The organism is Anaeromyxobacter sp. Fw109-5 (assembly GCF_000017505.1).
Taxonomy (GTDB): domain Bacteria; phylum Myxococcota; class Myxococcia; order Myxococcales; family Anaeromyxobacteraceae; genus Anaeromyxobacter.
The window spans coordinates 3326762-3345748 of sequence record NC_009675.1; the positions used below are offsets into that span (position 1 = coordinate 3326762).

At 75.0% G+C, this 18987-nt stretch carries 21 protein-coding genes; 7 read left to right on the forward strand and 14 right to left on the reverse strand.

Translation table 11 applies throughout. The features are described from left to right. Nucleotides 1-182 precede the first annotated feature (182 nt). Nucleotides 183-2129 (forward strand): propionate catabolism operon regulatory protein PrpR, encoded by a 1947-nt coding sequence (prpR, locus tag ANAE109_RS14755; protein ID WP_012097680.1) that lies wholly within the window; start codon nucleotides 183-185, stop codon nucleotides 2127-2129. A 3-nt stretch (nucleotides 2130-2132) separates the two neighbouring features. Here prpR and ANAE109_RS14760 read toward each other — a convergent pair whose 3' ends face one another. After that, on the reverse strand, nucleotides 2133-2519 hold the full coding sequence (locus ANAE109_RS14760; RefSeq protein ID WP_012097681.1) for an ACT domain-containing protein: 387 nt from the start codon (nucleotides 2517-2519) through the stop codon (nucleotides 2133-2135). Between the two features lie 387 nt (nucleotides 2520-2906). Between ANAE109_RS14760 and ANAE109_RS23535 the strand changes: the two genes are divergently transcribed. Continuing rightward, the gene (locus ANAE109_RS23535; RefSeq protein ID WP_143827979.1) at nucleotides 2907-5792 is read left to right on the forward strand and encodes a fibrinogen-related protein; all 2886 of its coding nucleotides are present in this window, start codon (nucleotides 2907-2909) and stop codon (nucleotides 5790-5792) included. A gap of 60 nt (nucleotides 5793-5852) precedes the next feature. On the opposite strand, the gene ANAE109_RS14780 is transcribed toward ANAE109_RS23535, so the two are convergent. Together ANAE109_RS14780 and ANAE109_RS14785 are read right to left on the reverse strand one after the other, a co-directional pair. After that, nucleotides 5853-6122, reverse strand: a complete 270-nt coding sequence (locus ANAE109_RS14780) for an acyl-CoA thioesterase (RefSeq protein WP_369729520.1) — start codon at nucleotides 6120-6122, stop codon at nucleotides 5853-5855. Between the two features lie 221 nt (nucleotides 6123-6343). Further along, the gene (locus ANAE109_RS14785; RefSeq protein ID WP_012097684.1) at nucleotides 6344-6949 is read right to left on the reverse strand and encodes a hypothetical protein; all 606 of its coding nucleotides are present in this window, start codon (nucleotides 6947-6949) and stop codon (nucleotides 6344-6346) included. 183 nt (nucleotides 6950-7132) lie between these two features. Here ANAE109_RS14785 and ANAE109_RS14790 point away from each other — a divergent pair, with 183 nt between their 5' ends. Continuing rightward, entirely contained in the window at nucleotides 7133-7843 is a 711-nt protein-coding gene (locus ANAE109_RS14790) for a hypothetical protein (protein ID WP_012097685.1), read from the forward strand. Between the two features lie 6 nt (nucleotides 7844-7849). On the opposite strand, the gene ANAE109_RS23540 is transcribed toward ANAE109_RS14790, so the two are convergent. The 3 genes from ANAE109_RS23540 to ANAE109_RS14805 all read right to left on the reverse strand — a co-directional run bounded on the left by ANAE109_RS23540 (nucleotide 7850) and on the right by ANAE109_RS14805 (nucleotide 10069). Next, on the reverse strand, nucleotides 7850-8545 hold the full coding sequence (locus ANAE109_RS23540; protein WP_012097686.1) for an endonuclease V: 696 nt from the start codon (nucleotides 8543-8545) through the stop codon (nucleotides 7850-7852). Continuing rightward, nucleotides 8542-9021, reverse strand: a complete 480-nt coding sequence (locus ANAE109_RS14800; RefSeq protein WP_041448375.1) for a YbhB/YbcL family Raf kinase inhibitor-like protein — start codon at nucleotides 9019-9021, stop codon at nucleotides 8542-8544. Before ANAE109_RS14800 ends, ANAE109_RS23540 begins: the two co-directional genes overlap by 4 nt. 61 nt (nucleotides 9022-9082) lie before the next feature. Beyond that, on the reverse strand, nucleotides 9083-10069 hold the full coding sequence (locus ANAE109_RS14805; RefSeq protein ID WP_012097688.1) for an aldo/keto reductase: 987 nt from the start codon (nucleotides 10067-10069) through the stop codon (nucleotides 9083-9085). A gap of 132 nt (nucleotides 10070-10201) precedes the next feature. On the opposite strand from ANAE109_RS14805, the gene ANAE109_RS25555 reads away from it, so the two are divergent. Continuing rightward, on the forward strand, nucleotides 10202-10348 hold the full coding sequence (locus ANAE109_RS25555; protein ID WP_012097689.1) for a hypothetical protein: 147 nt from the start codon (nucleotides 10202-10204) through the stop codon (nucleotides 10346-10348). A gap of 36 nt (nucleotides 10349-10384) precedes the next feature. Here the strand turns inward: ANAE109_RS25555 and ANAE109_RS14810 are convergent, their stop codons facing one another. Further along, nucleotides 10385-10777 carry a VOC family protein gene (locus ANAE109_RS14810; protein ID WP_012097690.1) on the reverse strand — a complete coding sequence of 131 codons (393 nt, stop codon included), beginning with the start codon at nucleotides 10775-10777 and terminating at the stop codon, nucleotides 10385-10387. 104 nt (nucleotides 10778-10881) lie between these two features. On the opposite strand from ANAE109_RS14810, the gene ANAE109_RS14815 reads away from it, so the two are divergent. Then, nucleotides 10882-11559: an SAM-dependent methyltransferase gene (locus ANAE109_RS14815; RefSeq protein ID WP_012097691.1), complete on the forward strand. Its 678-nt coding sequence runs from the start codon at nucleotides 10882-10884 to the stop codon at nucleotides 11557-11559. A 47-nt stretch (nucleotides 11560-11606) separates the two neighbouring features. Here ANAE109_RS14815 and dps read toward each other — a convergent pair whose 3' ends face one another. The 3 genes from dps to ANAE109_RS14830 are packed head-to-tail and all read right to left on the reverse strand — an operon-like array spanning nucleotide 11607 to nucleotide 13451. Beyond that, the gene (dps, locus tag ANAE109_RS14820) at nucleotides 11607-12143 is read right to left on the reverse strand and encodes a DNA starvation/stationary phase protection protein Dps (protein ID WP_369729524.1); all 537 of its coding nucleotides are present in this window, start codon (nucleotides 12141-12143) and stop codon (nucleotides 11607-11609) included. 27 nt (nucleotides 12144-12170) lie between these two features. After that, nucleotides 12171-12455, reverse strand: coding sequence for a GIY-YIG nuclease family protein (locus tag ANAE109_RS14825; RefSeq protein ID WP_012097693.1), 285 nt, complete (start codon nucleotides 12453-12455; stop codon nucleotides 12171-12173). A gap of 33 nt (nucleotides 12456-12488) precedes the next feature. Continuing rightward, the gene (locus ANAE109_RS14830; protein ID WP_012097694.1) at nucleotides 12489-13451 is read right to left on the reverse strand and encodes a patatin-like phospholipase family protein; all 963 of its coding nucleotides are present in this window, start codon (nucleotides 13449-13451) and stop codon (nucleotides 12489-12491) included. Nucleotides 13452-13631: 180 nt separating this feature from the next. On the opposite strand from ANAE109_RS14830, the gene ANAE109_RS14835 reads away from it, so the two are divergent. After that, nucleotides 13632-13853, forward strand: a complete 222-nt coding sequence (locus ANAE109_RS14835; protein WP_049768597.1) for a hypothetical protein — start codon at nucleotides 13632-13634, stop codon at nucleotides 13851-13853. A 103-nt stretch (nucleotides 13854-13956) separates the two neighbouring features. On the opposite strand, the gene ANAE109_RS25325 is transcribed toward ANAE109_RS14835, so the two are convergent. Further along, nucleotides 13957-14112 carry a hypothetical protein gene (locus ANAE109_RS25325; RefSeq protein ID WP_158305894.1) on the reverse strand — a complete coding sequence of 52 codons (156 nt, stop codon included), beginning with the start codon at nucleotides 14110-14112 and terminating at the stop codon, nucleotides 13957-13959. A gap of 171 nt (nucleotides 14113-14283) precedes the next feature. Between ANAE109_RS25325 and ANAE109_RS14840 the strand changes: the two genes are divergently transcribed. After that, complete coding sequence (locus ANAE109_RS14840) at nucleotides 14284-15225, forward strand: LysR family transcriptional regulator (RefSeq protein ID WP_012097697.1); 942 nt, start codon at nucleotides 14284-14286, stop codon at nucleotides 15223-15225. A 7-nt stretch (nucleotides 15226-15232) separates the two neighbouring features. Here the strand turns inward: ANAE109_RS14840 and ANAE109_RS14845 are convergent, their stop codons facing one another. The 3 genes from ANAE109_RS14845 to ANAE109_RS14855 form a co-directional block, all read right to left on the reverse strand. After that, entirely contained in the window at nucleotides 15233-16249 is a 1017-nt protein-coding gene (locus ANAE109_RS14845) for an electron transfer flavoprotein subunit alpha/FixB family protein (RefSeq protein ID WP_012097698.1), read from the reverse strand. Nucleotides 16250-16265: 16 nt separating this feature from the next. Further along, nucleotides 16266-17078: an electron transfer flavoprotein subunit beta gene (locus ANAE109_RS14850; protein ID WP_012097699.1), complete on the reverse strand. Its 813-nt coding sequence runs from the start codon at nucleotides 17076-17078 to the stop codon at nucleotides 16266-16268. A 66-nt stretch (nucleotides 17079-17144) separates the two neighbouring features. Further along, on the reverse strand, nucleotides 17145-18965 hold the full coding sequence (locus ANAE109_RS14855) for a 4Fe-4S ferredoxin (protein WP_012097700.1): 1821 nt from the start codon (nucleotides 18963-18965) through the stop codon (nucleotides 17145-17147). Between the last annotated feature and the right edge of the window lie 22 nt (nucleotides 18966-18987).

The following is an 18987-nucleotide window of genomic DNA, read 5'->3' on the forward strand; positions in this document are numbered from 1 at the left end:
CACGGGACGCACCGGAACGGGCGGTTCCCCGCGCGCGTTCGCAAGCGACCCGCGCGACTGGCGAATCCTCCCGCGCGTGGCTCCGGGCGGCCTGTCCGGGGCTCCCCTGTTCCACCGCTTTCGGAACAGGTACGTTTCGCTATCGGAACACCAGGTCGCCTGGCTGGACGAGGGAGAGCGCCATGGCCATCGACGCGGACCGCCGCCCGATCGTGTGGGCCTTCAGCACGAGCCGGCTGCGGCACGTCTTCGAGAGCGTCGCGCCGCTCCTCGCCGACGTCGCCGAGGTGCGGGTCTTCGACAAGGGCTTCGAGGAGGCGCTCCAGGTGTCGCGCGCGCTCGTCGAGGCCGGCGAGGAGGTGGACGCGTTCGTCGCCGCCGGCTCGAACGGCGCGTACCTGCGCGATCACGCGAGCGTCCCGGTGGTGGTGGTGATGGCCTCCACCCTGGACGCGCTCCAGGCGCTGGTCCAGGCGCGCAAGCTGTCGAACCGGATCGCGGTGGTGAACTTCCGGCGGGTGGTCGCGGGGCTCGAGCAGGGCATCGGGCTCATGGAGGACACCACCATCGTGCAGCGACCGTACGTGACGCCGGAGGACGCGAAGGCCCACGTGGCCGACCTCGCCGCCCAGGGGTTCGGGGTCGTCGTCGGTCCCGGCCCGGTGTGCGACCTCGCGGAGCGCGCGGGCCTCCCGTCGGTGCTCCTGTACGGGCAGGACTCCCTCTCGGAGGCGATCCGCCACGCCGCGGAGGTGGCGCACATCGCGCGCGCGGCCGAGGCGAAGCGGCTGGACGTCGAGCGCGTCCTCCGCCACCTGGACGTGGGGGTGGTCGCGGTGGACGGCGAGGAGCGGATCCAGACGGTGAACCCCGCGCTGCAACGGCTGCTCGGCGTCACCGCCCCGGAGCTCACCGGACGCCGCCTGTCCGCGGTCGCCCCCGAGCTCTCCCTCGCGCGGGTGCTCGAGACGGGCACGCCCGAGCTCGACGTGGTGCAGCGGCTCGGCAGCCGGACGCTGGTGGTCAGCCGGGTGCCGCTGCGCGAGGGGGGAGCGCAGCGCGGCGCCCTGCTCACCTGCCAGGACGCCGCGGTCATCCAGCGGCTCGAGCGCGGGCTCCGCACCGAGCACCGCCCTCCCCGCTTCGTCGCCCGGTTCGACCTCGGCGGCCTCGTCGGCGCGTCCCCGGCGATCGCCGGCGTGCGCGCGCTCGCCGAGCGGTACGCGCGCACCGACGCGACCGTGCTCATCACCGGCGAGAGCGGGACCGGCAAGGAGATGGTGGCGCAGGGCATCCACCGCGCGAGCCGCCGGCGCGACCGGCCGTTCGTGGCGGTGAACTGCGCGGCGTTCCCGGAGACGCTCCTCGAGGCCGAGCTGTTCGGCCACGAGGAGGGCGCCTTCACCGGCGCGAGGCGCGGCGGGCGCCCCGGCCTCTTCGAGGCGGCGCACACCGGCACCCTGTTCCTCGACGAGATCGGGGACGTCCCGACCACCCTCCAGACCCGGCTCCTTCGCGTGCTGCAGGAGCGGCAGGTGCTGCGCCTCGGCAGCAACCACCCCACCCCCGTGGACGTCCGCGTGGTGGCCGCCACGCACCGCGACCTGAGGGCGGCCACCGCGCGCGGCGAGTTCCGCGAGGACCTGTTCTACCGGCTGAACATCCTGCCGCTGCACGTCCCTCCGCTCCGCGAGCGCGGCGAGGACGTCCAGGCCATCGCCGCCGAGCTCCTGAAGCGCGCGCTCCTCCGCCACGGGGAGCCGGACGCGCACCCGCGCGCGCTCGCGCTCGTCCTGCCGCGGCTCGCCGGCTACGCCTGGCCCGGGAACGTCCGCGAGCTCGAGAACGTGCTCGAGCGGGTGGCGGCGCTGTTCGTCGATCGGGGACCGCGCGCTCGCATCCCGGAGGAGGAGCTGCGCGCCGCGATCCCCGAGCTCCTCGCCCGGCCGGGCGCGACGCCGGCGGCGCCCGCCGCGCCGCGGGCGGATCTGCGCGCGGCGCGGCGCGAGCAGGAGCGCGCGCACGTCGAGCGCGTCCTCGCCGAGTGTGGCGGGAACCAGGCGGAGGCGGCCCGCCTCCTCGGCATCGGCCGCACGACCCTGTACAGGAAGCTCGGGCGCGTGCGCTGATCGCTACCGCACCGCCTTGAGGGCGGTCTTCAGATCGGTCACGCCCATGAACAGCGTCGCCTTCCGGGCCGGCGCCGTGCCGACGAACACGTGCGTGATGTCCACGCCGGCCTTGCCGATGGCGGTGGCCGCGCGGCCGAGCGCGCCCGGCTTGTCCGGCAGCTCGAGCTCGAGGATCTCCTGCTCCTCCACGGCCCAGCCGCGCTTCGCGAGCGCGCGCTTCGCCGCGGCGGTCCGATCCACCACCAGCCGGACCACGCCCTCGTTCCCTTCGACCCACGCGTTCACCGCGCGCACGTTCACGAGCTTCTCTCCCAGCACGGTGGCGATCTCGCCCAGCATCCCGGGCCGGCTGGGGACGCGAACCTTCAGCTCCTTCGCTCGAGGCATTCGGTGCTCCTCCCGCTCCCCATCGCAGCCCGTCGCGGCCCGCGTCGCAAGCCCGTACGTGGGGTACGCGCGAGTCACTGTCGGTGACCGCGGCCCGGCCTCGGCGCTCAGGCAGGGCGCCCTGCGCATCGATCTAGGACGGTCGCCGTAGGGCGTTCGCGGGACGGCAGGGGCGTTCACGTCGGAGGGACCCGCGGCGGGTCCGCCAGACGCGCGACAGGCGGGCGCCCGGGGCCCTGCCTAGCTTGCGAGCCATCCAGCGTTCGCCGGCTACGCGCCGGCCTTGGGGGCAGCATGTCGTCGAGACCGCTCGTCGGTCTGGCGCTCGCCGCGTTCGTCGCCGCGTGCTCCAGCTCGAGCCCGAAGAAGACCGAGAAGCCATGTAGCGTGACCTGCGCAGCACCGAACGTCTGCGTCGGAGAGGTCTGCAGCCCTCCCTCCTGCACGGACGGCGTGCGCGATGGCGACGAGACGGCCGTGGACTGCGGCGGCGCGTGCGCGCCGTGCACCAGCGGCGGCGCGTGCACCCTCCCGGAGGACTGCGACTCCGGCGTGTGCTCCGATGGGTCGTGCGCCGCGGCGAGCTGCGGTGACGGCGTCGAGAACGGTCAGGAGACGGACGTGGACTGCGGCGGGAGCTGCTCGCCGTGTCCCGGCGGCGGCGCCTGCACCGGCGGGGGCGATTGCGCCTCCGGCGTCTGCGCCTCGGGGACCTGCGCGGAGCCCTCCTGCGACGACTCCGTCCAGAACGGCGACGAGACCGACGCCGACTGCGGCGGCTCGTGCGCGCCGTGCGCGAGCGGGGACGGCTGTGAATCCGGAAGCGACTGCGCCTCCGGAGCGTGCGCGTCCGGCGTGTGTACCCCGCCTGGCTGCGCGGACGGCGTGAAGAATGGCAGCGAGACCGACGTGGACTGCGGCGGCGCGTGCGCGGCGTGCGGCGTCGGCGGCGGCTGCGGCGCCGGGAGCGACTGCGGCTCGGGCGTTTGCAGCGAGGGCGCGTGCGTCGCCCCGACGTGCTCCGACGGTGTCACGAACGGGACCGAATCGGACGTGGACTGCGGCGGCACCTGCGAGCCATGCCCCGACGACGCGGGCTGCAACTCCCCCGCCGACTGCGCGTCGCAGGTCTGCACCAGCGGCGCTTGCCAGACGCCGACCTGCGATGATCGAGCGAAGAACGGGGACGAGACCGGTACCGACTGCGGCGGGCCGGCCTGTGGGCCGTGCGCGAACGGAGGCGGGTGCACCGAGGGGGCGGACTGCCTCTCCGGCACGTGCGCCGTCGGCGTCTGCGCCGACCCGAGCTGCACCGATGGGCAGCCCAACGGCACCGAGACCGGCACCGACTGCGGCGGCGGGAGCTGCCCGCCCTGTGGCGCGAACGAGGGCTGCGTCGTCCCGGCCGACTGCGCCTCCCAGGTCTGCACCGGCGGGGTGTGTCAGGCGCCTGCCTGCGACGACCAGGTGAAGAACGGCGACGAGAGCGACGTGGACTGCGGCGGGACCACGTGCGCTGGGTGCGTCGACGGGTTCTCCTGCGCGGGCCCTGAGGACTGCGCCTCTGCGAAGTGCATCGCCGGCGTCTGCTACCCGCAGTTCTGCGGGAACGCGCGGCTGGACGGCGACGAGACCGACGTCGACTGCGGCGGCTCTTGCCTCGCTTGCGGCCCCGGGGGCGCCTGCATCACTCCCGAGGACTGCACCTCGGGCGTGTGCACCGGGAACGTCTGCCTCTCCCCCACCTGCGATGATCGCGTGAAGAACGGCCCCGAGACCGACGTCGACTGTGGGGGCCCGACGTGCAACGCGTGCACGACCGGGTACCAGTGTGCCACCGGTACCGACTGCACCTCCGGAATCTGCACGGATGGGATCTGCCAGGCCCCGACCTGCGTCGACCAGGTGAAGAACGGGTTCGAGACCGGCGTCGACTGCGGCGGCTCCTGCGCGGGCTGCGGTGACGGCGGCGCGTGCCGGGTCGGCCCCGATTGCGACTCCGGCGTCTGCGCCGGGAACGTCTGCCAGGCACCGACCTGCGCGGACGGAGTGAAGAACGGCGCGGAGACGGGCGAGGACTGCGGCGGCGGAACCTGCAGCCCGTGCGAGAACCGCGAGGGTTGCGCCTCGAACGGCGACTGCGCGTCGGGCCTCTGCGTGAGCGGCGTGTGCGTCGCCGAACACTGCACGGACGCTGCGACCAACGGGGGCGAGACCGGTCTCGACTGCGGCGGCCCGGACTGCGCGCCGTGCGGCGACGGAGGGAATTGCCAGGTCGGGACCGACTGCGCCTCCGGCGTGTGCACGAACGGCACGTGTGCGCCGGCGACCTGCACCGACGGCGCGAAGAACGGTGACGAGAGCGACGCCGACTGCGGCGGGTCCTGCCCGGACTGCGGCGCGAACCAGGCCTGCACGTCGCCGTCCGACTGCGCGTCGGGGGTGTGCGTGAGCGGCGCTTGCCGAGATGCGACCTGCACCGACGCGGTCGAGAACGGCGGCGAGAGCGACATCGACTGTGGCGGCACCTGCCCGGCTTGCCCGCTCGGGCGGACGTGCACGAGCCCAGCCGACTGCAACGCGGGCGCGTGCGTCGCCGGGAAGTGCGCCGCGGTGAGCTGCGTGGCGCTGAAGCGCAGCGGGCTGGGCTTCCCCACGGGCACGTACTTCATCGCGCCGAACGGGACCTCGCCCGTCACGGCCTACTGCGACATGCGCACGCTCGGCGGGGGCTGGACGCTGGTTCTCCGCGCGACGTCGACGAGCGGAGCGGAGTACCCGGCGGGCCTCGCCTACACGCAGTCCTACTCGGATTGGCTCACGTCCGGCGTGGGGAGCCCGGTCGTCGCGCCGAAGGTGCTCTCGAGCCAGTACGTGTTCCCTCTCGAGCAGCTGAGGCGCCTCACCCTGCTCAGGAACGCGTACCTGCGCTTCTCCGCCGACGGCGTCACCCAGGTCGCGCGTCTCCGCAAGGTGAAGCTGTCCCCGGAGTACGCCATCCAGGGCCAGAATGGGCTAGCCGTCGCCGAGAAGCTCTGTGGGATCCAGTCGACCACGAGCTGCTTCCTGCGGGATCGTGGCATGCCGTTCGCGGCCCAGGGCGGCCCGGTTGGCCCCGCCGGCGCATGCGTCCTCGCGAACGGAGGGGTCGGGTTCTGGTACGACCCGAGCGGCTGCTACTCGCACAACCCGTTCCACGTGGACGACCCAGTCGCCTTCTCGAGAACGACGTCGGCCTCGGACACCGGGCACTGGAGCTGGTGGGTGCGCTGAGGGCGCAGGCGTCCGGAGCGGCGCGACGATGCCGCTCCGGACGCTCCGCCGGCGCGCTCCTCACCCAGCGTGAGCGGGCGCGCCGACCACGGCGCGGAACGCCGCCGGCATGCTGACCACCCGGCGAGCCCCGTAGTCGAAGAAGACGATCCCGGTCTTCACCCGCGCGATCTCCCGGCCGGTGGCGACGTCCGAGATCCGGTAGAGGAGATCGCACCCGCGCGTGCGCACGTCGTCCGGGGCGATCTCGACCGCGAGCGTCATCCCGTGGCGCCCCTCCGCCCGGTAGACGATCGCCGCGTCCACCATGAGGATCCCGGCGCCGCCCACGTCGAGCTCGCCGAGCCCGTGCGCCGCGAGGAAGCGGACGCGCGCCTCGTGCGCGATGGGCGAGCACCGCGTCGTTGCCGAGGTGCCCGCCGTAGTTCACGTCGCCGATGCGGACCGGGATCTCGGTGCGGAAGAGGAACGTGTCGGGGAGCGCGATCTCGACTCGGGCCATGCCCTCCCGTACCGCGAAAGCGGCCACGACGGCCAGGGCGCCCCTCGAGTCACGTCCCGCAGAGCACCCGCACCTTCCGGACGGCGACGTCCACCTCCGCGGCGACGCGCGCGCGGAGCAGCTCCTCCTTCGCCGCCGAGCAGCGCGCGGCGTCCTCCTGCGCGCTCCGCGCGAGCGCCGGGTCGGACGGCTCCGGCGGCGCGGGCTCGCAGAGCGCTCCGGAGACGCGGCGGAGGTTCGTGAACCGCGCGGTCTCGACCGCCACGCAGTCGCCGGGACGGAGGTCCGGCTGCTCGGTCACGACCCGCACCGAGCGCCCGTCCAGCAGGGTCACCGTGTACATCCAGGCCGGCATGGCGCCCTCGGCGGCAGCCGTCACCGCGCCGCCCACGAACGCGCCGGCGATCATCCCCGCCAGCGCGTCGGCCGGGCCGTGGTGATGGCCGCCGGTCGCGAGGAGTCCGATGAGCCCCCCGAGCAGGGCGCCGGCGGGCGCGTTGGACGGCCGCGCCACGTGCTCGGCGCCCACGACGCGCCCGTGCTCGATGGTGACGTACGGCTCGAGCGGTGGACCTCCGGGCGCGTGGACGCAACCGGAGGGGAGCGCGAGCGCGGCGACGAGCGACGCGAACGCGAGACGGGGACGGGACGTCATGGCGACCGACCTCTCCTGCTGGCGCGATCCTACGCGCGCGGGAACGCGGCGGAGCGCGCTCGCCACGGGCGCTTGGGTTCGCGGCATCGGGCTGAGGCGTCTCGCGCCAATCGCTCGCCTGCTCGTCCGGCGCCGAAGGGCACGTTGTCCCGTCCCCTCCTCCGCGGGTAGGCTGCCGCTCCCATGATCTCGATCACGCGCTCGCTCCTCGCCGTCGCGCTGCTCGCCCGCGGCGCGCCCGCCCTGGCGCAGTCGTCCCTCTCGGCGCCCGGCGCCGCGCCCGCTTTCGGCGCGGAGGCGGAGTCCACGGCGGGCTGCCACTGCTTCCGCGACCGCACGTTCGAGCTCGAGCGGCCTGCGGCGGCGGACCCGTACATCCTGGCGACCACGCGCAGCTCGCTGCTGTCCGCGGCGTTCGGGCCCGCGAAGGCGAGCCTCGTGCAGGCGGTGATGACCGGCACGCCGCCGGAGGACCTGTGGATCGCGCACTTCGCCGCGGCGCGGGCGGGCGCGGAGCCGGGCGCGCTGCTCGAGGCGAAGGGCGCGAAGGGCGCCTGGAAGGCGGCGCTCGCGGGTACGAAGGGGATCGACGGCCCGTTCGCGGCTGCGCTCGCCCGCGGCGCGCCCGACGCCGAGCTCGCGGCGCTCGCCGTGGAGGACGTCCTCGTGCGGCGCGCCGGGTCCACCGCCGAGGAGGTCCACGCGCTCCGCCAGGCGGGCGCGTCCACCGAGGACACGATCGTCGCGATCGTGCTCTCGAAGAAGCTCGCCACCCCCGCGGTGCCGCTCGTGCAGCGGGTGCGCGGCGGACACGCCACCTGGGGCCGCGTGCTGAACGACGCGGGGATCGTGCCGAAGCAGATGGACGGGATCGTGCGGGCCCTCGTGCGTTGACCCCGCTCACCCGTCCCGCAGCGCCCGCGCCCGCTGGACGGCGCGGCGCAGCGGCTCAGGGAAGCGCGTGCCGCGCGTGGCGGCGAGCACGACCTCGGCCGCGATCTCGGGCGTGGTCCGCCAGCCCGCGTGGGCGACGATCGGGTGGACCCCTGCGCGCGTCCGCACCCGGCACGCGACCTCCTCGCCGTCGCGCGTGAGCGGGGCTCGCGCGCCGACGCGGTCCTCCGGCAGCGGCCCGCCGGCCACGAGCGGCCGGCGCGTGACGCCGACGGAGGGCAGGCCGAGCGCCGCGCCCAGCTTCACCGCGAGCCCGCAGGCGCGAGGGTGGTCTCTCCCCGCCGCGTGGACGAGGAGCAGGCCGGGGGCCTCGGGGAGCGCGACCACCGCCTCCGCGAGCAGGGGCCCCTCGCGCAGCGCGAGCAGCCCGCTCTCGAACCCTGCGCGGAGGGCGCCGACCGCCGCCGAGTACGCGAGCGCGGCCAGGCCGTCGCGGCCCAGCTCGACGAGCGCCGCCGCGGCGAAGCCGAGCTCCTCCTCCGCGGCGACCGCCCCGCCACGACGCGAGACGACGGCGCACCCCGCGACTCGCAGGGCCCCGCCCTCCCACCCCCACGGCGGAGGACGCGCGGCGCCGAGCCTCGCCTGAGCGTCCTCCAGCTCCGCACGCGTGCGCGGCCAACCGCGGAGCGCGACGCTCACCGGCTCTTCTTCTGGTACGTCCCCATGACCCGCGCCTCCTCGAGGACGTGGCCCTTCATCGCCGCCTCGAGCTCCGCCTTCGTCGGGTGGCCCAGGTCAGGGAGCGCCGTGTCGAGCGCGTACAGCTTGAAGAAGTAGCGGTGACGGCCGATGGGCGGGCACGGCCCACCGTACCCGGTGCGCTTCCAGTCGTTGATCCCCTCGCGCGTGCCCGGCGGAAGATCCTTCGCCGCGACCGCCTCGGGCAGGCCCTTCGCATCGGATGGCAGCCCGTAGAGCACCCAGTGCACGTAGGTCATCTTGGGCGCCCTGGGATCGGGCGCGTCCGGATCGTCCACGACGAGCGCCAGGCTCCTCGCGCCCGCCGGGACGCCCGACCACGCGAGCGCCGGCGACGTATCCTCCCCCTCGCACGTGTGGACCTGCGGGACCTCGCCTCCGTCCTCGAAGGCGGTGGAGCGGATCGACATCGTCATGACGCTTCCCCCTCTGGCGGCGGCGCAGGCGACCGCGGCCGCCGCGTCCCCCGCGGCTCGGTCACAGGTTCACCATCTTCATGCCCGACTCCTGGTAACGGTCGCCGGCGGCGACGCCTTTCGGCGCGATCGCCTCGATGCGCGCGAGCTCCTCCGGCGCGAGCCGGACGTCCGCGGCGGCTGCGTTCTCCTCCAGGTACTTGCGCCGCTTGGTCCCGGGGATCGGCACGATGTCGGCGCCCCGCGCGAGCACCCACGCGAGCGCGAGCTGCGAGGGCGTGACGCCGCGCGCCTGGGCGAGCGCGCGGACGTGCTCGACGAGCCGCAGGTTGTGCGCGAAGTTGTCGCCCTGGAAGCGCGGGGCGGTGCGTCGGTAGTCGTCCGCCGGGAGGTCGTCGATCGAGCGGATCTGGCCGGAGAGGAAGCCGCGGCCGAGCGGGCTGTAGGCGACGAACCCGATGCCCAGCGCGCGGACGGTGGGGAGGATCTCGTCCTCCGGCTCGCGGCTCCAGAGCGAGTACTCGCTCTGGAGCGCGGTGATGGGGTGGACCGCGTGAGCTCGCCGGATCGTCCCGGCCGCCGCCTCCGACAGCCCGAGGTACCGCACCTTGCCCGCGCGGACGAGCTCCGCCATCGCGCCGACGGCGTCCTCGATGGGCACCTTCGGATCGACGCGGTGCTGGTAGTAGAGGTCGATCACCTCGACGCCGAGCCGGCGCAGCGACGCGTCGCACGCGCTCCGGACGTACTCGGGACGGCCGTTCACGCCCAGCCAGCTCCCGTCCGCGCCCCGCTCGTTGCCGAACTTCGTCGCCAGCACGGCGCGATCCCGCCGGCCGCGGAGCGCCTGCCCGACGAGCTCCTCGTTCTTGAACGGACCATACATGTCCGCCGTGTCGAGGAAGGTGACCCCGAGCTCGAGGGCCCGGTGGATCGTGGCGATCGACTCCGCCTCATCCGCAGGACCGTAGAACTCGCTCATCCCCATGCAGCCGAGCCCCACCGCGGAGACGGTGAGCCCCTGCTGCCCGAGCTTGCGCTGCTCCATCGCACACCTCCCACGCGTGGTCGTGCTCCCGCCGACCGCCGGGCGCAACCCCCGGGCGCGGCGAGGCGAGAAGGCCGTGCCGGCGCGGGGCCGGCTCCTTATCCGTACGGGCAGGGCTCTCCCGGAGGAAGGATGGAGATCGATCCGATCGCGGTGATTGGCGCGCTGGTGCTCACGCTCCTCGCCGTCCTGCTCACCGGGCCAGGCTTGTGGAGCGAGAAGTGGGGCTGGTGGATGCTCAACCGCCGCAAGCGGGACGGCGCGAAGCCGCGCGAGTGAGTTGCTGCGCCCCTGCCCGCTCATCGCGCGGCTGCGTCACAGGCCGCCGATCGGCTGCCCGAAGGTGAACTCGACGAGGTGCCCGTCCGGATCGCGGACCATGGTCACGTAGCCGATGTCGCCGCCGCCGTCGAACGGGGGCTCGGCGAGGATGCCGAGCCGCGCGCCCTCGGCCGCGAGGCGATCCACCTCGGCGCGCGCCTCGCACTGGAAGCCGAGGTGGTCGAGGCGGAAGTCCACGCGGGTGAGGTAGAGCACGAGCACGAACGCCGGCGGACCGTCCGGCCGCGCCGCGGGCGCGAGCCAGACGGTGTGCCCTCCGGGACGGCCGTCGCGGACGACCTCCAGCCCGCAGAACCGCCGGTAGAAGGCGATCGAGCGCTCCAGGTCCGCGACCTTGACGACGACGTGGGTCCAGCGGGCGGCCATGACGGCAGTATCGCCGCGGCGCCGCGAAAGTCACCCGGCTCCGCGGCGCGCATCCCGTCCGCTCCGCTCCACGACGGCGCCCGCGCGCGGGTTATGGTGCCCGCATGCCGGGGAGCCTCCTCTCGCGCCCGATCTCCGCGCCGCGCCGCGCCGTGCACGTGGGCGACGGCGTCGCCTGGCTCGAGGCGGGAGCGCTCCCGGCCGACCACGCGCTGGTGACGTCGCTCCCGGACGCGTCCGAGCTGCCGGCGCTCGGGGCCGACGGGTGGCGGCGCTGGTTCCTCGCCGCCGCGGAGCGCGCCTGCCGCGCCGTCGCGGACGAGGCGGTCGCGATCTTCTACCAGACGGACGTGAAGCGCGACGGCGCCTGGGTGGACAAGGCGTTCCTCGTGCAGCTCGCGGCGGAGCGCGCCGGCAGCGCCCTCCTGTGGCACAAGATCGTCTGCCGCGTCGCCCCGGGGACGACCACCGTCGGCCGGCCCGCCTACGCGCACCTCCTCTGCGTGAGCCGGGCGCTGCGGCTCGCGCCGGGCCAGTCGTCGCCGGACGTCCTGCCCGTGGCGGGCGCCATGACCTGGCCCCGCGCGATGCCGCTCGAGGCCTGCGCCGCCGCGGCGCGATTCCTCGTCGCGCACACCCGCTGCCGGACGGTGGTGGATCCGTTCTGCGGGCTCGGCTCGATGCTCGCGGTCGCGAACGCCCACGGGCTCGACGCCGTGGGCGTGGAGCTCTCCCGCCAGCGCGCGGAGCGGGCGCGCGCGCTCGCCCTGCCCTGCGCCTGATCGCGCCGCCGCGAGCGAGCCCGCGCCCGGGGCCACGGGCAGCGCGATCACTCACCGAGGGTCGCGCGCAGGAACCAGCCGTGCTTCTCGAACTCGGTGGCGATCCCTGTGAGGAGATCCACCGTGTCGAGGTCCCGGTGCTCCTCGGCGACCGCGCGAGCCGATCGGAGGCCGGCGAGGTAGACCTCGATCCGGTCCGCCAGGAGCCGGACGTGGTCGAGGTCGCGCGTCGTCTCCTGCGGGTACTCCGGCAGCCGGGACGCGCCGGCGACGTGCCGGGCGGTGCCGTACGCCTTGGCCCCGAGCGTCACCGCGCGCTCGGCCACCGAGTCGTCGTGCGCGGCGAGCGACACGGCGAACGTCTCGAGGAGCGGGTGCAGCGCCGCGAAGTGCGGGCCCTTGACGTTCCAGTGGGCCACCTTGAGCTGGCCGTGCAGGTCGAGGCCGTCGGCGAGCACCTCGTTCAAGGCGGCGGCGATCCGACGGCGGGACTCCTCGGGCAGCGGGTTCGGGCTTCGGTACATGCGTGCTTCCTCCTGTTCGGGAGACACGATGCGCCACGGCCGTCGATAGCGCCAAGACATCGTAACGAACCATGTGATTGGTTAAGCCTATCGCCTGCGCGTGCGGCGCCCGGGCCTCGACTGCACCAGGGCGAGCTTCTCCGCCCGCGTGAGCCGCTTCAGCGCCGCCTCGCGCCGGAGCGCGGCGGAGCGGTCCCCGGCCCGCTCCGTGTAGACGAGCACCACCGGCAGGCGCGCGCGGGTATAGCGCGCGCCGTCGCCGGCCGCGTGCCGCGCGACCCGGCGCTCCACGTCGTTGGTCGCCCCGGTGTAGAGCGAGCCGTCCCCGCAGCGCAGGACGTACACGTGCCAGGTCGGGCCGCGCCGCGCCATGCGGCAAAGCCCTAGCACGGGCAGGAGCGCCCGTCAGCCGCGCGGCGGGACGGGCCGGGTGGCCCGGTCCCGGGGCCACGCCGCGAGCACCTCGCGGATGCGCGGCAGCGCGGCGCGCGCGGCCTCCTCGCCGGCGGCGATCGCCGCGTCCTTGCGGTCGAAGTCGATGAACCCGACCTTGCCGACGTCCGGGACGAGCGTGACGTCGGCGATCCCTCGCAGGGTGTCCGCCTCCGCCCGCGCGACGAGGCTCACGACGCGGAAGATGACCTCGACGAAGCTCTCCGGCGTCGCCTTCGGCTCGAGCTCGGCGAGGTCCACCGCGATGATCACGTCCCCGCCCAGCAGCCGGGCGACGTCCACCGGCAGGTTCCGGACCACGCCCCCGTCCACCAGCACGCGCCCGTCGTGCCGGACGGGCTCGAGGACGCCGGGGATGGCGCAGGAGGCCCGCACCGCCCGCGCCACGTCTCCCCGACGCAGCACCACCCGCTCGCCCGTGTCGAGATCGGTCGCCACCGCCGCCACCGGGATGCGGAGCGCCTCGAACGTCCGCGCGCCGACGCGCTCGCGCACGAACCGCTCCAGCCGCTCGCCCGAGGCGAGCCCCCGGCCGAACAGCGCCGGCGCGAGGGAGAAGTCGAAGAAGTCGTCGCGATCCAGCCCGCGCGCCATCCGCTCCAGCGCGTAGCTGTTCGGCTGAGCGGCGTAGATCGCGCCGACGAGGCTGCCGACGCTGGTCCCCACCACGAGCTCGATGGGCACCCCGGCGTCCTCGAGCACGCGGATCACGCCGACGTGGGCGAACCCCTTCGCGCCACCACCGCCGAGGACGAGCGCCACCCGCGGCGGCACCTCGTCGTACGGCGCCGGCGCCACGTCGGGCAGCGGCGGCGGGGCCGCGGTCCGGCAGCCCGCGAGCGCGACGATGGCGGCGAGCGCGCAGACGGCGCAGAGCGGCGTGTACGGCCTGGGTCTCGCGAGCGTGCGTCTCATGCCTTCCCCCCGCCGCCTGGCGACCACGGCCTCGCCATCATGCGGCCGGGCGGCGACGCGGAGGGTGCTCCGGTGGGTTCCCGGCCGCCCGTGAGGTCGGGGAGCAGGCCCGCGGACGACGGCCGCCCGTTGTCGGTGGCGGCCGCCATCGGCAGCTTTCGAGGACCAGGGAGGGAGCACATGCACGAGAAGGAGCGGCCAGAGCTCGAGGGCGAGGGCAGCAGGAAGGCGGATCGGCGCTACCGGGAGGGCGTGCAGGAGCACCTGCGCAAGGGGCACGTCGAGGAGGAGGCCGAGCGCGCCGCCCGCGAGGTCGCCGAGCGGCCGGAGGAGTTCCGCCGCGCCGAGGACGAAGGGAAGAAGCGCAGCGCGGGCGATCTGCCCGAGGATCTGAAGCGCTGACCCTCACTCGAGCGCGCGGGGAGCGGGCGGCCCGGAGGATGGGCCGCCCGCTCCGTCGTCTGGGGCACGCCGCTGCGAGCGCGATGGGCCGAACCGGCCCGCGTCAGCGCACCAGCCGCAGGGTCGCGGCGGGCTCCAGGATCCCGACGAGGAAGAGGACCCAGAGCACCGTCCATCCGACGAGCAGCGCGAGGCCCGCCAGCACCTCCGGCGTCACCGCGTCCGCGAGGCGCCGCGCGCGCGCCGCCATGCGGTTCACGATTGGTCCGAGCGGCCGCGCGAGCCGTCGACGCTCGACGCGAGCCCCGTCGAGGATGGGAACGAAGGGCCGGGGGCCCCAGGAGGGCGGTGAAAGGCGGGTCCGGGCGGGCGAGGTCATCGTGGTCTCCTGGCGCGGAGTGGGGGGCGCGCTCCGGGAGGAGAGGTATCGATGGCGAGCACACCGTTGAACGCGCAGGTGAGCGCCGCCCCCGCGCACGAACGCGCGGGCCGGCTGGACTGGGGCAACCTGCGGTTCTTCCTGGAGCTGACGCGGTCCGGGAGCCTCTCCCGCGCCGCCCAGCGGCTGTCCGTCGACCGCAACACGGTGGCCCGCCGCGTGGCGGCGCTGGAGGAGGAGCTGGGGCTCGCGCTGTTCGAGCGTGGGCCGCAGGGCTGGACCCGGACCCCCGCGGGCGACGAGCTGGCGTCGCTCGCGTCGCGCATCGAGGAGGACGTGCTCGCCCTCGCCCGGCACGTGGACGCGCGCGACCCGGCCGTCGCGGGGGCCGTGCGGCTCACCACCGCGATGCACCTCTCCGCGCACCTGCTCGTGCCGGCCCTCCCGGCGCTCCGCGAGCGGCACCCCGCGCTCGTCCTCGAGATCGCCGCGGACCAGCGCACGTTCGACCTCGGCCGGCGCGAGGCCGATCTCGCCCTGCGGATGGGGCGGCCCCGGGACGCGGGGCTCGTCACGCGCAAGCTGTCCGACGTGGCCTACGGCCTGTACGCCGCGCGCGGGTCGCCCGCGGGGCGGCGCGGCGCCGTCGACTTCCTGAGCGATCCGTTCATCGGCCTCGACGACTCGCTCGCGAGCGCGCCCCAGGAGCGGTGGCTCGCGCGCACCGCGCCGGAGCGCCGGGTGGTGTTCCGCAGCAACAGCACCGCCTCCCTCCACGCCGCGGCGCGCCTCGAGGTGGGCGTGGCGGTGCTGCCGTGCTTCGTGGCGGAGGCGGACCCCGGCCTCGTCCGGCTCGACGCCCCGGAGCCTCCGCACCACGAGCTCTGGCTGCTCGTGCACGGCGACCTGCGGCGCACGCCGCGGGTGCGCGCGGTCATCGAGTGGGTCGACGCGCTCGTCGAGGCGGCGCGCCCGTCGCTCTGCGGGCCCTGACCGGCGGCTACTTCGCGCCGAGCAGCGCGTTCACCTTGTCCATCACCGCGAAGGCGTCCGCGACGTACAGCACGTCGGCCTTGCCGCGCGCCCACCCGCAGCCGGGGTCGAGGTTCACGGCCCGACGCTCGCGGATGAAGCGCCACCCCACGACGTGCGGCTCCTCCCCGTGGCAGCAGGTGGCGAGCCCCCTCGGGTGGCGAGGCGTGGCGCCGGTCTGCCCGATCTGGTTCAGGTGCGTCATGAACTCGAACACCTGCTGCCCCTCCCCGGCCTGATCGACGAGCGACTTCGACGAGCCGAGCGAGGCCCCCGACGCGCGCAGGAATCCGAGGATGAGCGCCTGGGCCTGGTCGGGGTGGGGCTTGCCGTCGGCCTGCTTCTTCGTCCAGCCCGCGCCGGCGACGAACAGCAGCTTCGCGTCGGGGCGGATGGTCTGCTCGCCCGACGAGGGCGCCCGGAGGCCGACGACCTTCGTGGAGGTCGTGCCCTCGGCGATGACCGCCAGCTTCTCGACGGGCGGCGCGACGCCGCGCTCCAGGGCGGCGGCGGGGTACGCGCCGGGATCCACGAGGAGCACCCACGGCCGCTCCTTCCGGCGGAGCCTCGCCTCGATGCGCTGCTTGTAGAACCAGCGCGTGGCCGCGAGCCCGCCCTCCGCCGAGAGCTGCGTCACGTGCGTGTCCACGCGACCGCCGAGCCGCTGCGCGACCCCGGCCGCGATGCGCGCCATGCGGCTCGTGGCGGGCGCCACCACGACCGTCGCGCCCGAGGCCCTCGCCAGGGCGGCGGCGGCCGCGGCGTCGGTCCCGTAGCGCGGGTCCGCGAACGCCGGCCCCTCCACGGCGAGGAGCTTCGTGGCGCCGGCGCCCCCGAGGGCGGCGGCGGCGGCGTCGACGGCGCCGCCGAAGAGGCCGATGACGAGCGGGCCGCCCACGGCGCGGGCCGCCGAGAGCGCCTCGAGCGCGGCGCGCGGGAGGCCGCCGTCGGGATCGGTGTGGGTGAGGAGGAGAACGGTGTCCATGGCGGGAGCCCTCGCGCTAGTCCTGGCCGATCCACTCGACGAGCTCGCGCGCGATCTCGTCGGGGCTCATGTCCTTCACGATCCGCGTCTCGCGCAGCGCCTTCGGCACCGCGACCGAGACGAACTCCACCCCCCCGGTGCCGACCTGCGCCGGCGGCGCCTTCTGCAGCGCCGGCATGACGCCGCGCATGTTCGCCATGCCGATCTGGGGGTTGTTCCTGGGCTCGCCCAGGCCACCCGTCGCCCAGCCGAGCACCGCCGGCGCGCCACCGCACCAGGAGACCTGGTGCTTCCCTCCCTCGACGCGCTCGAGCACCTCGAACGAGCCGTCCGGGCCGGGCGTCAGCTGGTCCACCCCCTGGAACTGGTCTGTGATCTCGAGCCGCTCGCCCACGAGCTGGAGGGTGACGCCCGCGCCGCGCGAGGCGGACTCCCAGCCGCCGAACAGGAGCAGCCGCGAGCGATCGAGCCCCGGGAGCGCCCTCACGGCCGCCGCGAGCGCCGCGGCGACCTCGTGCGGATCGGTGAAGCCTCCGGCGGGACCGTCGAGCGCCACGAGGTCGAACGGGACCTTCTGGCCCACCGCCATCATCACCTGCTGGAGCTTCGCCTTCGGACCGAGCGCCACGAGCGTCACCTTCGACCCGGGCGCCTTCGCGGCGAGGCTCGCCGCCTCGTACAGCGCGTGGGCGGCCCAGGGATCGAGCACGTGCGGCAGCATGAGCTCGTTCTTGAGCCCCGGCCCCTGGGGCGTCTGGGCGGGCTCGAGGGTCTGGAGCGGGTCCGGCACGACGCTCCCGAGGACGACGATCTGGTATCCGTTGCTCATTCCGACTCCGGTCTGCCGGCCGTGGGTGGAAGGCGGCGCTCCACGCACGGCCGGTCTGGTCAGCGCTCAGTTCTCCGCAGAGTGAAGCCCGCCCGTGCCGGCGCGGAGCAGCAGGTTCACCTCGTCCGATCCGGCGACGCGCCCGGTGCAGCTCCACAGGCACGCCCCGCAGTGGACGCACTTCTCCCGATCGAAGCCGGGGACCCCGTCCTCGCCTGGCCGGAGCGCCTCGGCGGAGCAGATCTCCACGCACGCGCGCCTGCCGCAGGCCCGGCACGTCTCGGCCGAGCGGAAGGTGACGTGGTCGGCGTAGCCCGCGGGCGCCTGGACCTTGCCGCCCACGAGGAGGGCGTCCTGCTGCGAGACGAGGAGCTTCCCGTCGAGCGGCACGGCGGGCCAGCCGGCGCGATCCATGAGCGCGTCGTGCAGCGGCGTCCCCTTCGCGTCGCACTCCGCCCGGAGGCGCGCGAGCTCCTCGGCCGGAATGCGCCCGGCGTAGAACTCCTCGAGCGTTCCGACGGCGTCCGCCGGGTGCGGCGGCTCGTGCCCGAGCGCGACCCTGCCGCGCGTGAGCCCCGCGAGCGCCATCCCGAGCAGCCCGGGCACGACCCCGCGCTGGAAGCCGTCGCGCGCCTTCTCCGCGACGCGCCCCTCCGCCTCGACCCAGCTCGCGCGGCGCCGCGCGACGTAGGCCTCCTCGAGGGTCTCCCGGGTGAGCGGCCTCCCCGCCTCGAGCAGCGCGATGACGCCCTCCGCGAGCTGAGCACCCGTGGTGAACGCCTCGTCGACGCCCGACGAGGTGAGCACGTTCGTCGTCCCGGAGCCCTCCCCGATCCGCGCGAAGCCGTCGCCGGCGAGGACGGGCTCGCCCCGCCGGCCCGACTCGAGGATCGACTTCGCGCCCCACGAGCGGAGCCGTGCGTCCTTCAGGTGCCGCCAGAGCGCGGGGTGCTGGACGTAGTGCTGCAGGTAGCGGTAGCTCGTGCGCGCGGGCGACTCGAACCAGCTCGGCACGAAGATCCCGACCGACGCCACGCGCTCCGGGTGGACGTAGAGGAACCCGAAGATCTCCGGCTCCGGGAACCCGAAGGTGTGGAGCACCGTGCCCGCCTCGAGCGCGGTGTCCTCCGGCAGATCCACGACGAACTTCATCCCCACCGCCCACTCGCGCCGCGCGTGGCCGGGGGGCATCCCCAGCTCCGCGTCGAGCTGACGCCCGACCGCGCCCACCGGCCCGTCGGCCACCACCGTGAGCGCCGCGAGCACGTCCATGCCCGGCAGGTACCCGGCCCCCGGGCGCCCGTGGCGATCGACGCCCTGGTCGAGGAGCCGCACGCCCCGGACCTTCCCGTCCTCCACGAGCGCGCGCTCCACCGGGGTGGAGGGCCAGATCTGCACGGCGCCGTCCGCGAGCACCTGAGCGCCCATCCACTGCATGAGCTGCCCCATCGAGAGGACGAGGCCGCCCTGCTTGTGCAGGAACTCGGGCGTCCAGGGCAGCTCGACCGCCTCGTCGGCGTAGGGGAGCGCGCGCCGCAGCGCGCGGATGCCCCGGTCCGCCGCGCGCAGCGTCGCGGAGCGGCGGCTCGCCCCGACCGGATCGAGCAGGTACAGGATGCGCTCGTCCTTCACCGGCGCCGCCATCGGGATCTGCGCGGGGTCGAGGTCCGGGAACCGCTCGCGGATGCCGCGGGCGCGGGTGACGACCCCCGACACGCCGAAGCCGACGTCGTCGGCGCGCTCGTAGCACACGACCTGCAGCGGCAGGCCCGGCGCCGCGGCGCTCTCGAGCGGCGGCCGGTCGGCCGCGGCGAGGCGGCGCGAGAGCGTGGTGAGGAAGCCGGCCGTCGCCGGCCCGAAGCCGACGCAGGCGATGTCCACGGACATCGTCTGACGCTCCGGCTGCTCT